Source organism: Micromonospora sp. NPDC057141 (assembly GCF_042670805.1).
In the GTDB taxonomy this organism is placed as follows: Bacteria; Actinomycetota; Actinomycetes; order Mycobacteriales; family Micromonosporaceae; genus Micromonospora.
Genome location: NZ_JBHUVA010000001.1, coordinates 310,384 through 322,942, shown reverse-complemented (window position 1 = coordinate 322,942; position 12,559 = coordinate 310,384). Strand labels below are relative to the sequence as shown.

The 12,559-nt window shown below is 77.3% G+C and carries 10 protein-coding genes and 1 pseudogene; 2 read left to right on the top strand and 9 right to left on the bottom strand.

Annotated features, from left to right (window positions below; translation table 11 throughout):
• The first annotated feature begins 77 nt into the window (after nt 1–77).
• Nucleotides 78–521 carry a winged helix-turn-helix transcriptional regulator gene (locus ACFT41_RS01385; protein ID WP_377583206.1) on the top strand — a complete coding sequence of 148 codons (444 nt, stop codon included), beginning with the start codon at nt 78–80 and terminating at the stop codon, nt 519–521.
• A 348-nt stretch (nt 522–869) separates the two neighbouring features.
• On the opposite strand, the gene ACFT41_RS01380 is transcribed toward ACFT41_RS01385, so the two are convergent.
• The 8 genes and pseudogenes from ACFT41_RS01380 to ACFT41_RS01345 form a co-directional block, all read right to left on the bottom strand.
• A complete protein-coding gene (locus ACFT41_RS01380; RefSeq protein ID WP_377583208.1) occupies nt 870–1,859 on the bottom strand; it encodes a DNA topoisomerase IB in 990 nt (329 codons plus the stop codon).
• Entirely contained in the window at nt 1,837–2,811 is a 975-nt protein-coding gene (locus ACFT41_RS01375) for a glycosyltransferase family 9 protein (protein ID WP_377583210.1), read from the bottom strand. The genes ACFT41_RS01380 and ACFT41_RS01375 overlap by 23 nt, the downstream gene beginning before the upstream one ends.
• Nucleotides 2,808–3,509, bottom strand: a complete 702-nt coding sequence (locus ACFT41_RS01370) for an SDR family oxidoreductase (RefSeq protein WP_377583212.1) — start codon at nt 3,507–3,509, stop codon at nt 2,808–2,810. The genes ACFT41_RS01375 and ACFT41_RS01370 overlap by 4 nt, the downstream gene beginning before the upstream one ends.
• Nucleotides 3,506–4,996, bottom strand: a complete 1,491-nt coding sequence (locus ACFT41_RS01365; RefSeq protein ID WP_377583214.1) for a PfkB family carbohydrate kinase — start codon at nt 4,994–4,996, stop codon at nt 3,506–3,508. Before ACFT41_RS01365 ends, ACFT41_RS01370 begins: the two co-directional genes overlap by 4 nt.
• A gap of 12 nt (nt 4,997–5,008) precedes the next feature.
• Nucleotides 5,009–5,758 (bottom strand): SIS domain-containing protein, encoded by a 750-nt coding sequence (locus ACFT41_RS01360; RefSeq protein ID WP_377583216.1) that lies wholly within the window; start codon nt 5,756–5,758, stop codon nt 5,009–5,011.
• Entirely contained in the window at nt 5,758–6,975 is a 1,218-nt protein-coding gene (locus tag ACFT41_RS01355) for a glycosyltransferase (RefSeq protein WP_377583218.1), read from the bottom strand. Before ACFT41_RS01355 ends, ACFT41_RS01360 begins: the two co-directional genes overlap by 1 nt.
• Nucleotides 6,960–7,934: a glycosyltransferase gene (locus tag ACFT41_RS01350; RefSeq protein ID WP_377583220.1), complete on the bottom strand. Its 975-nt coding sequence runs from the start codon at nt 7,932–7,934 to the stop codon at nt 6,960–6,962. The genes ACFT41_RS01355 and ACFT41_RS01350 overlap by 16 nt, the downstream gene beginning before the upstream one ends.
• A 215-nt stretch (nt 7,935–8,149) precedes the next feature.
• Nucleotides 8,150–9,793 (bottom strand): annotated as a pseudogene (locus tag ACFT41_RS01345) (HAD-IIIA family hydrolase); the annotation flags it as partial.
• 301 nt (nt 9,794–10,094) lie between these two features.
• Here ACFT41_RS01345 and ACFT41_RS01340 point away from each other — a divergent pair.
• Nucleotides 10,095–10,862, top strand: a complete 768-nt coding sequence (locus tag ACFT41_RS01340; protein WP_377583222.1) for a polyprenol monophosphomannose synthase — start codon at nt 10,095–10,097, stop codon at nt 10,860–10,862.
• A 24-nt stretch (nt 10,863–10,886) separates the two neighbouring features.
• Here the strand turns inward: ACFT41_RS01340 and ACFT41_RS01335 are convergent, their stop codons facing one another.
• Nucleotides 10,887–12,527 carry a phytoene desaturase family protein gene (locus ACFT41_RS01335; protein ID WP_377583224.1) on the bottom strand — a complete coding sequence of 547 codons (1,641 nt, stop codon included), beginning with the start codon at nt 12,525–12,527 and terminating at the stop codon, nt 10,887–10,889.
• Between the last annotated feature and the right edge of the window lie 32 nt (nt 12,528–12,559).

The following is a 12,559-nucleotide window of genomic DNA, read 5'->3' as shown; positions in this document are numbered from 1 at the left end:
TGATCGGGTAACTTCCCATCCGGAAGTAGGCACCCGAAGGTGTGTAACGCACCGGCGGCGGTGGAGGGGGCGGCTCGATGGCAACGACGACGGCGGCGCAGAAGAGGGTGCAGGCGAAGGTCGAATACGATGCTTTTGTGGCACAGTGTCCGAGTCGCCAGCTGCTCGACCGCATCGCGGACAAGTGGGTCACGCTGGTGCTGGCCGCGCTGGGCAGCGACGGCTCGCACCGGTTCGGCGCCGACTGCGCCGGTGAACCCCGGCCGCTGCGATACTCGGAGCTGTCGCGCCTGCTGGCCGGCGTCAGCCAGAAGATGCTGACCCAGACGCTGCGCTCCCTCGAACGCGACGGCCTGGTCACCCGGACCGTGACGCCGACCGTGCCCGTCACGGTCACCTACGAGCTGACCGACCTCGGCCACTCCCTGCACCGGACGATGCGCGGCGTGAAGGGCTGGGCCGAGGCGCACATGGACGACGTGCTCGCCAACCGCGCGACGTACGACGACCACGCCGCCTGAGCCGACAAGAATCGGGGCGGGCGGGGATCCACCGGGGATCAGCAGGATGTTCGGCGAGCGCCGCAACAGCCAGGCCAGGGCGACCGACATTGTCGACATCGACATGGAGACCGACTCCCCGAGCCAGCGGATCGTCGTCGGAGACCCCGGCCTGAGACCCTGGTCGGACCGCCACGTTCACGTCGGCTTCGTAGGCCCGCACCCACGCCGCCGACGCGACGGGCGAGGTGGCGGACGAGGTGGCGGACGAGACGGCGGGCCCGCACACAACAGGGGGCCGTGGCGAGGCGTCCGCGACAACACGATCGCGGACGGCCGCCCGGTGCCGCCAGGATCCCGGCGGGGCGCTCAGGCGTCCTCGAGCAACTCCAGCACCCGCAGCTCCGCCTCCGCGCGGGGGGTGTCCGGCCCCACCGGGGCGACCACACCGTCGTGGAACAGGTCCACCACCCGGGGGTCCACGTACGAGGTGCGGGCGACGGTCGCCGTGTTGCCCAGCAGCCCCGCGACCTGACGCATCACCGCCGCCACCACCCTGCGGCGGGCCGTCAGGGAGCATGCCGGCGCGTGGCCGGCCAGCGCGGTGGCCGCCAGCACGGTGGCATGCCAGGTGCGGAAGTCCTTCGCGGTCATCTCGCCGCCACTGGCGTCGCGCAGGTACCCGTTGACCTCGTCGCTGCGCACGTCCCGCCAGCCCCGGCCGTCCCAGTAGCCGAACAGCCGCTCGGCGGCGCGCCGGCGGCGGCGCAGGTTGGTCAGCACCCGGCACAGCTGCGGGTCCTCGATGCGGCGCACCTGTTCGACGCCGCCCTTGGCGGGGAACTCGAGCACCACGCAGCCGCCCCGGCTGCGCGCGTGCTCGGGGCGCAGCGTGGCCACGCCGAAGGTGGCGTCGTCGCCGACGGCGTACTGGTCGCTGCCGACGCGGAACATGCCCATGTCGAGCAGCCGGGCGACCGTGGCCAGCACCCGGCCCCGGTTCAGGCCCCGGCCGGACAGGTCCTGCCCCACCCGCTCGCGCAGCGCGGGGAGGCGCTGGGCGACCTCCAGCACGTGGTCGAACTTCGCCTCGTCGCGCTGCTGCCGCCACCGAGGGTGGTAAAGGTACTGCTTGCGCCCGGCCGCGTCGACGCCGGTGGCCTGGATGTGCCCGTTCGGGTGGGGCGAGATCCACACGTCCCGCCAGGCCGGCGGGATCACCAGCTCCCGCAGCCGGGTCAGCTCGTCGGGGTCGCGGACCAGGTCGCCGGCCGGGTCGAGGAAGAGCCAACCCCGGCCGCGCCGGCGGCGGCCGTATCCCGGCCTGCCCGGATCGCTACGCCGTAACCGCGCCGGCAACTCGCACCGCCTGTTCCACGTCCGCCACGGCCGCGAGCACCTCGCCGACGCCGATCGCCGCCAACGCCAAATCGGGTTCCACCCCGACGGACGCGGACCAATCCCCCTCCCGCCCGCCACGCCCGTGCTCCCCCACCCACAGCGCCCGGTGCCACCGCCGGCCCGGCGGGGGGCCCCATCGGGCCGGCGGGGCGGGGCCGAAGAGCACCACCGACGGGGTGCCGTAGCCGGTGGCTAGGTGGGCGACGCCGGTGTCGCCGCTGACCACGAGGCGGGCGTGCGCCACCAGGGCGGCCAATCCACCGAGGTCCGTGCGTCCGGCGAGCACCGCGTCCGGCGCGAGTCCCGCCCGGCGGGCCACCCGCCCGGCCAGCTCCCGCTCGTCGGCCGACCCGGTGACCACCACCCGGTGGCCGCGCCCGGCGAGCGCGCGGGCCAGCGCCGCGAAGCGCCCTGCGGGCCAGCGCTTCGCCGGGATCTTGCTGCCCGGGTGCACGACGCTCACCCCGGTCGGGGTCCGGCCGGCGGGCGGGCGGCGCAGGGCCAGGTCGGTGCGGTCGGCGGGGATGCCGTACCAGTCGAGCAGGCGGCACCAGCGGTCGACCTCGTGCTCGTCGGGCCGCCAGTCGGGGCCGTCGGCGTGCCCGGCGTCGGGGTTGGCGAAGGCGAGCAGCCGGCGTGGCCGGGTGGCGGCGAGCAGCCGGTGCGACTGCGGGCCGCGCCCGTGCAGGTTGACGGCCAGGTCCGGGGGCGGATCGGGCCGGTCGAGGGGGTCCAGGCCGGCCGCCGGCACGATGCGGTCGACGCCGCCGACGAGGTCGACCAGGGGGGTCAGCCAGGCGGGGGCGGCCAGGGCGAGCGCCTGGTCGGGGTGGGCGGCGCGCAGCGCGCGCAGCGCGGGCACGGCGGTGGCGAGGTCGCCGACGCCGAGGGCACGCAGGGCGAGGATCACGGGTACGACGACTCCCGCTCGGCGCAGACGACCAGTTCGCGCACGGCGCTGCCGGGCGGCTGGGAGAGGGCGAACATGACGGCGGCGGCCGTGTCGGCGGGGTCGTTGAGGCTGGCGTCGGGGCCGGGCCGGTACTGGGGATCGCGTTCGTCGAAGAAGGCGGTGCGCATGCCGCCGGGCACGAGCAGGGTGACGCCGACCGTGCCGGCGAGCTCGGCGGCGAGGGCGCGGGTGAAGCCGACCACGCCGAACTTCGCGGCGCAGTACGCGGTGGCGTCGCCGACGGCCTTGACGCCCAGCGTGGACGCCACCGTGACCACGTTGCCCCGGGCCGCCTCCAGCCAGGGCAGGGCTGCGCGGATCACGGCGGCGGTGGCGAGCAGGTCGACGGCGACGATGCGGTCCCAGGTGTCGCCGGGGACGTCGGCGAGCCGGCCGGGCGCGTCGATGCCGGCGGCGGTGACGACGGCGTCGAGGCCGCCGGAGCGTTCGGCGAGGTGTCGGGTGGCGGCCTCGGCGGCGCGGGTGTCGGCCAGGTCGCACTCGGCCCAGGGCACCCCGTCGGCCGGCGCCTGCCGGTCCAGCACCAGCGGCCGGCCGCCGGACTTCGCCACGGCGGCCACCACGGCCGCCCCCAACCCGCTGGACCCGCCCGTGACCAGGACGGTCGGCCCGGCTCCCGGTGCGCTCGCGCTCATCGTGCCCCCCTGATCGTCGTGCCGTCCACGGCCACCTCCACGCCCACCCCGGGAACCGGCGCTCGGGCCCCGACGGGTCCCCGGCCGGCGCGGGCAGCGGCGATCATGTCGGTGGTCGAGCGCCCGTCGAGGTACGGCACGACCACCGTGTGCCCGCCCCAGCGGCGCAGCACCTCCGCCTCGGGCAGCGCCGGCTCGCCGCCGCCGGCATAGTCGCCGCCCTTGACCCACACGTCCGGGCGCAGCCAGGTCAGCGCCGCCTCCGGGGTGGGCCCGTCGAAGACCAGCACCGCGTCGACGCAGCCCAGCGCCGCCAGCAGCCGGCTGCGGTCGCCCTGCGGCACCACCGGCCGGTCCGGCCCCTTCAGCCCGGCCACGCTCGCGTCGGAGTTGACGCAGACGACGAGGCAGTCGCCGAGCTGCCGGGCCGCCTCCAGGGTGGCCACGTGCCCGGCGTGCAGCAGATCGAAGCAGCCGCCGGTGGCCACCACGGTGCCGCCCGCTGCGCGGACCCCGGCGACGACCTCGGCGGCGGCACCGACCCCGATCCGGGGCCCACCGGGGCGCGACGGGGGCACGAGGACGGCCCGGGGCGGCACCGGCAGGACGGCGGCCACTCCCCCGGCGGAGACGTACGCCGACGCCTCGGTGACGGCCGCCTGCACCGCCTCGGAGACCAGCGCGCCCCGGGACAGGGCGATGGCGGCGGTCGCGGCGAACCGGTCGCCCGCGCCGCAGGTGTCCCCCTCGGCGCTGGCCGGCGCGGGCACCACCAGCGGGGTGGAGCCGGCGTGGCAGAGCAGCGCCCCGTCGCCGCCCAGGGTCACGGTGACCGCGCCGGCCCGCCAGCGCCGGCGCAGCTCCTGCGCGCCCCGCGACGCGGTGGCCAGCCGGGACGCGCCCGGAGCGGCCTTCACCAGCTCGCGCACCTCCGACTCGTTCGGGGTGGCCAGGTGCACACCCGGCACGGCGGCCGGGCCGCGCGGGTGCGGGTCCCACACCACCGGCGCCCGGGTACCCGCGAGCGCCGCCCGCAGGGCCGGCTGCCGGGCCACCCCCCGGCCGTAGTCGCTGACCAGCACGGCGGACGCGGTGGCCAGCAGCCGCAGCACCGCCTCGCTCGGCTCGCCGGGCTCCCCCGCCGCCCCGCCCCGGTCGTGGCGCAGCAGCACCCGGCCCCGGGCGTGCAGCCGGATCTTCTCGCAGGTGGCGCCGCGCAGCGGCAACGCGTACACCCGCACCCCGGCGGCGGCGAGCAGCTCGGCCAGCCGTGCCCCGCCCGCGTCGTCGGCGAGGGCGGCCACCAGTGCCACCTCGGCGCCCTGCGCCGCCGCGAAGACCGCCGCGAGGCCGGCGCCGCCGGGCCGGTCGACGGCCGTGGACTCGTCGAGGACCGGCACCGGCGAGTCCGGACAGAGCCGGTTCACCACCCCCTCGACGTCCCGGTCGAGCAGGATGTCACCGACCACCACCACGGGTCCCGTCATCGGCTCGCCTCCTCATTCCGCCTCGACCTGCCGGCCGGTACCGTCGTCCAGCACCACCTCGACCCCGGCGCGCACCGGTCCGGCGGCCGGCCCCCGGCCGGCCGCCCTCGGGCGGCCCGCCGCGGCCAGCGCGGCGGGGAGCACCCGGTCGACGTACTCGCAGAGCACGTGGGTGGAGACCAGGTGCAGCTCCTGGACGACCTGGCTGTCGGGGGAGGCGATGGCGAGGGTGTCGTGGCAGGCGTCGGCGAGGGGGTTGGGGGTGGGGCCGGTGAACGCCCAGCAGCGCAGGCCGGCGTCGCGGCCCGCCTGGGCGGCGGCGACGAGGTTGGCGCTGGCGCCGCTGGTCGACATGAGCAGCAGGATGTCGTCGGGTCGGCCGTGGGCACGCACCTGGCGGGCGAAGACCTCGTCGTAACCGTAGTCGTTGCCGATGGCGGTGAGCGCGCTGGTCTCGGCGTGCAGGGCGATGGCGGACAGCGGTTCGCGGTCGTCGCGCAGCTTGCCGACGAGTTCGGCGGTGAGGTGCTGGGCCTCGGCGGCGCTGCCGCCGTTGCCGGCCACCAGCAACCGGCCGCCGGCGGCCAGCCGGTGTGCCAGCTCCCCGCCCCAGCGGGCCAGCAGCTCCTCCGACCGCCGGTAGGGCAGGAGCGCGGCGGCGAGGGCGGCCAGGTGCGCGTCGAGCACCGACGCGGCGGCGGGCCCGCCGGGACGGGCCGGGCGGGACGCGGCGGCGGGACGGGCCGGGCGGGCGGCGGCCATCAGGCGACCACCCGGGTGGGTCTGCGCACGGCGGCCACCGCGCCGTACACCTCCGCCAGCCGCTGCGCGGTGGCCGCCCAGGAGTAGCTGCGCCGGGCCCGGTCGCGGGCCGCTCCGGCGTACGCGAACCGGCGGATCCGGTCGTCGAGCAGGCCCCGGATCGCGGCGCCCAGCACGCGCGGGTCCCGGGCCGGCACGAGGTCGCCGGTGACCCCGTCGAGCACGGTGTCGGTCAGCCCGCCGACGGCCGTGCCGACCACGGGCACGCCGCAGGCCATGGCCTCCAACGGGGTCAGCCCGAACGGCTCGTACCAGGGGGCGGCGACCAGCACGTCGGCGGAGCGGTACCAGCGGCCCATCTCCTCCCGGGGCACCGCGCCGACCAGCCGCACCCGGTCGGCGACGCCGCACTCCCCGGCGAGGGCGCGCAGCCGGCGGGCGTGCGGGTCGGTCTCCAGCAGCCCCTCGGGCGGGCCGCCCACCACCACGCACTCCGCGTCCGGGACCAGGGGCATCGCGCGGATCACGTCCTGGAAGCCCTTGCGTTCCACGAGCCGGCCGACGGTGAGGACGCGGGCCCGGCCGGGATCCCGCTCGGCGGCCGGGCCGAGCGGGGCGAACGTGGCCAGGTTGACCCCGGACGGGACGACGCTGATCCGGTTGCGGGGCACCCCGAGGCGGACGAGCTCGCCGACCTCGTCCTGGCACTGGGCCACCACCCGGTCGACGGCCCGGCCCAGCTCCCGCTCGTCACGGATCCGGCCGGGCGGGCTGGTGTCCTGGGCACCCTGGTGCCGCCGCTTCACGGTGCCGAGAGCGTGGTACGTCTGCACCACCGGCACCCCGGTGCGCCGGCCGGCGGCCAGCGCGGCCAGGCCGCTCATCCAGAAGTGGGCGTGGATCACCTCCGGCGTCCAGCCCCCGCCGCGCCACCGCTGCGCCAGCCAGCGGCCGAACGCCGGCATGTGCGGCAGCAGCGCGTCCTTGGCCATCGGCTCGGCCGGGCCGGCCGGCACGTGCACCACGTCGTACCCGTCGGGGGCGCGGACCGTCACCGGCAGGTCCACCGCGTCGCGGCGGGTGTAGACCCGCACGTCGTGACCGGCGGCCACCAGCGCGGCGGAGAGCTCCGCGACATGCGTGTTCTGGCCGCCGGCGTCCTCGCCGCCGAGGACGGCGAGCGGGCTGGCGTGCTCCGAGATCATCGCGATGCGCATACTTCCTCCTCCAGCAGCCGGTCCCAGTCGGCGAGGAAACGCTCCAGGCCGTAGCGGTCCCGGGCGGCCTTCCGCGCCGCCGCGCCCGCCCGCCCGGCCGCCTCGGGGTCGTCGAGGAACCGGCGGGCGGCGCCCAGCAGGTCGTCGACGCGGGTGGAGAGCGCACCGGCCTCGGGCGGCACGGCCACCACCGCCTCGGTGGTGGCGAGCGCGACGACCGGCATGCCGATGGTCATGGCCTCGATCAGGCTGAGCCCGAGGGAGGTCCACCGGCACAGGTGCAGGTACGCCCGCCGCCGGCCCAGCTCGGCGTGCATCCGCTCCTGCGGCACGTCGTCGTGGCTGGTGACGCGGTCGGCGGGCAGCCCGAGCCGGTCGGCCAGCCCGGTGACGCCCATGCCGAAGACGTCGAGCGGGGCCAGCTCGGCGAAGCGGGGCAGCAGGTCGGTGCCGGTGACCCGCCAGCGGCGTACCGGTTCGTTGACGACGACGGCGAGCCGGTCGAGTTCGCCGGTCCAGTCGACGGCCGGCGCGACGACGCCGTGCTCGACGACGGCGGTGCGGGTGGCCCCGTTGTCCCAGAACAGTTCGTTGAACCCGGTGACGTGGGTGAGCAGCAGGTCGTCGCGGTCGGCCATCGGGTGGCGGGTGTGGGGCACGTCGCCCTTGGGGGTGTTGTGCTCGACGTAGATCGCCGGCACGTCCCGGCCGACCCGCCGGCCCAGCCAGTCGCAGGCCAGGTCGAACTCCTCGGGGCGCTGGAGGACGACCAGGTCGACGTCGGCCCGGCGCAGGTCCCGGGGGGTGACCTCGACGGCGCTGTCGGGCCACGGGTAGGTGCGGGCCCGGCCGAGCCCGTAGGGGCCCCGGTCGGGGGTGACGGGCACCAGGTAGCGGTGCCTGCCGTGCACGAAGGACGTGGTCCAGGAGCCGTGCACGTGCCACACCAGGACGTTCATCGGCCGCCCCCGCCGCCACCAGCCGGCACGGCCACCCGGGCCGCCGCACCGGCCGCCCCACGGTCCGGGCCGCCCGCCGGTCCGCCATCGGGGCCGCGCTCGCCGGCCGGGCCGTCGTCGGGGGTGCCGCGCTCGCCGGCCGCGTCGCCGGCCGTTCCGCCGGCCGTGCCGTGCCCGCCGGCCGTGCCGTGCCCGCCGGGCGTGCCCCGGTCGCCGGACGTGTCGCCGGGCGTGCCGGCGCGGACGCCGAGGAGGCGGAGCGCGTCGAGGACCGCGCCGGGGTCGACCCCGGCCAGGCAGGGGTGCCCGGGGACGGGACAGGTGGCGGCGCGGGTGTCGCGGCAGGGTGCCTCGGGGTCGCCGAGGCGCACGGTGGGCACCCGGTACGGCCCCCACTGCCCGTACGGGACGGTCGGGGCGAACAGGCTGACCACGGGCACGCCGAGCGCGGCGGCCAGGTGGGCGGGTCCGGTGTTGCCGACGACGAGGGCGGCGGCGCCGGCGATGATCCCGGCGAGCTCGGCCAGCCCGGTGCGCCCCCCGAGGTCGACGCCGCCGGCGGCGGCGGCCCGGTCGGTGAGTTCGCGTTCGCCGGGTCCACCGGTGACCACCACCCGGTGTCCGGCCCCGGCGAGCGTCCGGACGATCCGGGCGGCCAGTTCGGGCGGGCAGGCCCGGGCGGTGGCCGTCGAGCCGGGGTGCAGCACGACGTACCCGGGTCGGTCGAGCTCCGACGGCGGGGCGGGCACCGCGTCGCGGCGCAGGCGAAGCCGGGGCTGGTCGTCGCCGGGCAGGGCGTGGCCGGCGGCGACGGCCAGCGACAACGCCCGCTCCGGCTCGGGCACCCCCGCCGGCACCCGGTGGCGCACGTCGAGGAGGCTGCCCGGGTAGTCGTCGCTGATCGCGGCGATCCGGGGCACGCCGGCCAGGCGCAGCAGCAGCGCCAGCGGCAGCGGCGACTGGTGGAAACTGGTGAAGATCACCGCCTCGTCCGCGCCCACCGCCGCGAGGCGCTGCACCAGCCGGTGGGTCCGGTCCGCGTCCACCGGGCCCGGGTCCGGGTCGATCCACTCCAGGGGCCACTCGATGATCTCGTCGACCCCGGGCAGCAGCTCCGCCGCCGCCCGGCCGCGCGGCCCGCACAGCAGCACCACCCGCCGCGCGTGGGCGGCCACCGCCCGGATGCCCGGCCCGGTCACCAGCACGTCGCCGGCCGAGTCGCTGCGCACCACCAGCACCGTGCCCGCCGCGCGGGGCGCGCCGGAGGCCACGGCGGCCTGCCGGCGCAGGATCTCCTCGACCGCCGCCGGCAGGGTGGGGCTGACGCAGGGTGCCGCCGCCACCTCCTCGGGCCGGGTCACCGGCGTGGGCACCAGCACCCCGTACGCCCCGGCGGCCAGCGCGGCGGTCATGTCCCGCCCGATGTCCCCCACCACCACGCACCGCTGCGGCACCGTGCCCAGCCGCGCCGCCGCCGCCCGGATGAGGCCCGGGGCGGGCTTGCGGCAGTCGCATCCGGCGGCGTCGTCGTGCGGGCACACCTGCCACGAGTCGAACGGCCCCAGCAGTTCCTCGATGCGGGCGTGCACCCGGTCCAGCTGCCCCGCCGTGAAGCAGCCCCGGGCCAGCCCGGACTGGTTGGTCACCACGGCCAGCCGCAGGCCGGCGGCGCGCAGCCGGTCCAGGGCCTCCCGCGCGCCCGGCAGCGGGCGTACCTTCTCGGGGTCACCGTTGTACGGCACGTCCTCCACCAGCGTGCCGTCGCGGTCCAGCAGCACGGCGTCGAACAGGACGCCGCCGGACCCGCCCCGGCCAGCACCCGGGTCGACCCGGGCTGACCTGCGCTGATCCGGCTCCATCTGGTCCCGTCGCACGGGCGGCGGGTTCCCTGGGCCCTGCGGAGTAAACGTGGTCCCCGCCGGCGGCGACGCCCCGCTCGTGCGCCGGCTCCGGGCGGCGACGCCCCGCTCGTAGGTGCGGCGATACCCGCCGCCGCCGAGAAGCTAACCCGGCCGGGCTCCGGCAGGCTCGGGCTCCGGGCGGGGCTTCCCGTCCTGCGCACGGCACGTCAGGCGCGCGGGACGGGGAGCCATTACGACATGGAACGGGCAACTGGCTACCCTCTCAGGTAAACCTGTCGGCAAACCGAGGATGTCCGTCATGATCGAACCCGTGCAGTTGCCCGCCCCCTGGCGGGACGCACGCCTGACCGTCGTGGTTCCCACCTACAACGAGGCGGGGAACCTCCCGGTCCTGGTCGAACGGCTCCTCGCGCTGCCGCTGCCGGGCCTGAAGGTGCTGGTCGCCGACGACAACTCCCCGGACGGGACGGGCGAGGTGGCCGACAAGCTGGCCATCGAGCACCCCGACCGGGTGGAGGTCGTGCACCGCGCCGGAAAGGAGGGCCTCGGCCGGGCGTACGTCGACGGGATCGGCCGGGCGCTCGACGGCGGCGCGGAGTACGTGGCGCAGATGGACGCGGACCTGTCCCACCCGCCGGAGGCGCTGCCCGGCATGCTCGGCGCGCTGCTGTCCACGCAGGCGGGTGTCGTCATCGGTTCCCGGTACGTGCCGGGCGGCCAGCTCGACGAGGCGTGGCCGCTGTACCGTCGCGCGCTCAGCGGCTGGGCCAACCTGTACGTGCACACGCTGCTGCGGGTGCGCATCCGCGACCTCACGGCGGGCTTCAAGATCTGGCGGGCCGACGCGCTTCGCGACATCGGGCTGGACCGGGTGCAGTCCAACGGCTACAGCTTCCAGGTGGAGATGCACTACCTGGCCACGAAGCTGGGGCACACCATCCTGGAGGTGCCGATCCGGTTCGAGGAGCGCCGCGAGGGCACCTCGAAGATGACCACCGCCACCAAGATCGAGAGCGCGCTGATGCCGTTCAAGCTGCGCACCCGGCACCGCAACATCGAGCCCTGACACGGCCCGCGCACCCCGGGCGGCTCAGCGGTAGACCGCGCGGTGGGCCGCGCCGACGACGCCCGCGTACAGGCCGCCGGTGAGCGCCCGGTCGCGGGCCAGGGCCGCCCGGGCGGCGTTCGCGCCCGGCGCGCCGTGCACCCCGCCGCCGGGGTGCGCCGAGGCGCTGGCCAGGTACAACCGGTCCACCGGGGTGTCCGCGCGGGCCAGGCCGGGGACCGGCCGCAGGAACAGCTGCTGGTACGCCGCCGCGGTGCCGCCGCCCAGCGCCCCGCCGACCAGGCTCGGGTCGCCCCGCTCCAGGTCGGCCGGGCCGGCGACGTGCCGGCCGAGGATCCGGCCGCGGAAGCCCGGGGCGGCGGCCTCCAGCACGTCCTCCATCCGCTCGACGTGCGCCGCGACGTCCTCGGCCCGCCAGTCGCGGCGGAACGGCAGGTGGGTGTACGACCACAGCGACTCGGTGCCGGGCGGGGAGCGGCTCGGGTCGGCCACGCTCATCTGCCCCACCAGCAGGAACGGGTCGCGGGGCAGCTGGCCCCGGGCCAGCTCGGCGGAACATGTGGTGAGCCCGTCGAGGTCCGCGCCGAGGTGCACGGTGCCGGCCGTGGCCACGGCCGGGTTGGTCCACGGCACCGGCCCGGACAGCGCCCAGTCGACCTTGAGCGTGGAGCCGTCCCAGCGGAAGTGCGCCAGGTCCTCCACGAGCCGGGGCGGCAGGGCCGCCGCGCCGACCAGGTCCAGGTAGAGCGCGGGGGCGGGGACGTCGGCGAGCACGGCCCGCCGGGCCCGCCAGGCGCCGCCGCCGACGGTGCGTACCCCCGTCGCCCGGCCCCGGGCGGTGAGCACCCGGTCGACCCGCGCGCCGTGGACGATCCGGCCGCCGCGCGCGGTGAGCCGGCCGACCAGCGCGTAGGTGATCCGCTGCGCCCCGCCGACCGGCACCGGCCAGCCGACCTGCTGGCCGAGCATGGCCAGCAGCCAGCCGTACACTCCGGAGCCGGCCTCCTCCGGGGAGAGGTCGGTGTGCAGGGCGCAGCCGGCCAGCAGCAGCGTGCCGCCCTCGCCGTCGAACAGCTCGGCGCCGAGCTTGCGCACGGGCACGACGAGCCGGCGGGCCAGCCGCAGCGCCCCGCCGACCTTCAGCCGGCGCAGCAGGCCGACGCCGCCGCGCACCGGCGGGAAGGGGGTGGTGATGGCCGCGAGCATCGGCCCGGCCACGTCGAGCCAGTCGGCGTACGCGTGCCGCCAGCGCTCCCCGTCGGCGGGCGCGAACGCGGCCAGCGACGCGGCGGTGGCGTCGAGGTCCCGGTTGAGCACCGCCGCCCGCCCGTCGGGCAGCAGGTGGGCCAGCACGTCGGGGGCGTGGGTCCAACGCAGCCCGTGCCGGTCGAGGCCGAGGCCGGCGAGCACCGGGGAGGCGTACCCGAGGGGGTAGAAGGAGCTGTAGAGGTCGCTGAGGTATCCGGGGACGGTCACCTCGGCGGAGCGCACCGCGCCGCCGGGCGAGCCGGTCGCCTCCAGCACCAGCACGTCCCAGCCGGCGTCGGCCAGCAGGTTGGCGGCCACCAGTCCGTTGTGGCCGGCGCCGACGACGATCGCGTCGGCGCTCTCCGGGCCGGTCGGCCCGCCGGACGCGGCGTCGGTCGGGATGCCGGTCGAGGTCATCCGGCCCGCCTACCCGGGGCCGCTCGCGGCGA